The organism is Kitasatospora sp. NPDC004799, assembly GCF_040609095.1.
Taxonomy (GTDB): Bacteria; Actinomycetota; Actinomycetes; order Streptomycetales; family Streptomycetaceae; genus Kitasatospora.
On the sequence record NZ_JBEXJK010000707.1, the window covers coordinates 1 to 2,177 of the forward strand.

The 2,177-nt window shown below is 74.4% G+C and carries 1 protein-coding gene; it reads left to right on the forward strand.

What is annotated here, in order from left to right; genetic code table 11:
* Positions 1 to 255 precede the first annotated feature (255 nt).
* The coding region (locus ABZW03_RS40125; RefSeq protein WP_355269724.1) for a non-ribosomal peptide synthetase at positions 256 to 2,177 on the forward strand (1,922 nt) is incomplete at its 3' end.

Here is a 2,177-nt window from a genome sequence, read left to right on the forward strand (position 1 = left end):
GGAGCAGCGGCACCAGGATCGGTCGCGCGCCCGCGAGTCGGGCCAGGGCCTCGCCGACCGACGGCCGTTCAAGCCAGTCGTCTACTGGGAGCCTTACCCTCTCAAGGAGGTGGGAGTGCTCATCTCGAAGCAGGCTTCCCGCTTAGATGCTTTCAGCGGTTATCCCTCCCGAACGTAGCCAACCAGCACCTGTCCGCGCTACCGGACGAGGACCGGCTGCACTACGGGTTCGCACGTGACGCCTTCGATCCGGTGGTGGCGCGCCGCATCGTCGAGCAGGTGGTGCGGGCCGCCCGGCAGGGGACGGCGGATCCCGGGATCCGGCTCGACGCGCTCGACCTGGCGGGAGCGGAGGAGCGGGCCGCGCTGGCGGAGCTGGGCCGCTCCGCCCCCGCGGACGTGGAGGGGCGCCTGGACGAGCTGATCTACCGTCAGATCCAGGCCTCGGGCGACCGCGTGGCGGTCAGCACCGGCTCGGACCGGACCACCTACCGCGAACTCGGCCGGCAGGCCGACTGGCTGGCCCTGCGGCTCGCCGAGTCGGGGGTCGGTCCCGGACAGCTGGTCGGAATACGGATGGAGCGTTCGGCGACCCTGGTCGCCGCCCTGCTGGCAGTGCTCAGGACGGGTGCCGCCTATGTACCGATCGACCCCGCCGCGCCCGCCGCCCGGCAGGCCAGGATCGTCGAACTGGCCGGACTGTCGCTCCTGTTGACGGACGGCTCCGGCCAGGAGGCGCCGCCGGGGGTGCGGGTGGAGGTGCTGCCCGCGCGGCTGCCCGAGGCCGAACGGGGCCCGGCGCCGGTCGGAACGCCGGACGACACCGCCTACCTGCTGTTCACCTCGGGATCCACCGGGCAGCCCAAGGGCGTCGAGGTCGCCCACCGCAGCGTCGTCCGGCTCTTCACGACCACCCGGGGGATCTTCGGCCTCGACGCGCACCACACCTGGCTGGGCGCCCACGCGATCACCTTCGACGCCTCCGTGTGGGAGATCTACGGGGCCTTGCTGCACGGCGGCCGGGTGGTGTTCGCCCCGTACGAGACCGTCCGCGACCCCGAGGCGACGGTGGCTCTGGTGGAGCGCGAGCACGTCTCGATGCTCACCATCTCCCCGACCTCCTTCGACGGGTTCCGCGACGCGGCCCTGGCGCGCGGTGCGGGGTTCGAGCGGCTCGAGTACGTCGTGCTGTGCGCGGAGGCGCTCAACCCGGCGGCCCTGGCCCCGTGGTTCGACCGCTGGGGCGAGCGGACGCCCGCACTCGTGAACATGTACGGCATCACCGAGACCACGGTGCACAGCACCCTCCACCGCTTGAGCCGCGCCGACGTCCGCGACGGACGCTCACGGATCGGCGTCGGGCTGCCGGACACCCCCGTGTACGTCCTGGACGGCAACGGCCGCCCCGCTCCGTTCGGAGTGCCGGGTGAGATCCACGTCGGTGGCCCCGGGGTCGCCCTCGGCTATGCGGTCGCCCCGGAAGCCGACCACGCGCGCTTCACGGCCGACCCGCACTCCGCACTGCCCGGCGCCCGGCTCTACCGGTCCGGCGACAGGGGCCGCAGGCTCGCGGACGGCACGATCGAGTACCTGGGCCGCCTCGACCACCAGGTCAAGATCCGCGGCTACCGGATCGAGCTCGGAGAAGTCGAGGCGGCCCTGCTGGCCCACCCCGCGGTGGCCTCCGCCCGCGCCTGGGTGATCCGCCGGCCCGGCCGGCCCCCCTTGCTCGCCGCCGCCGTGGTCCCGAGCCGCCGGGACCGCCCCTCCCCCGCCGAACTGCGGGAGTTCGCCGCCGGTCGGCTGCCCGCGTACGCGGTGCCGGCCGGTGTCGTCCTCGTGGACCAGCTGCCGCGCACCGCCAACGGGAAGCTCGACGTGGCCGCACTGCCGGATCCGTTCGCGAGCGGCGGCCCGGCGGACGGATCCGGGCCGGAGCACGACGGGGCGCAGGACACGGCGGCGGCGCTGCGCGACGTCACCGCGGCGATGGCCTCGGTCCTGGGGCTGCCCCGGGTCGGGGACGGTGCCAACTTCTTCGAGTCCGGCGGGGACTCGATCACCGCCGTCCGTCTGGTCGCCCGGCTGCGCGCCGCCGGCTACGACGCGGACCTGCCCCGGCTCTACCGGGAGCGCACGCCCCGAGCGCTCGCGAAGGTGCTGAGGCTCGCCGGCCC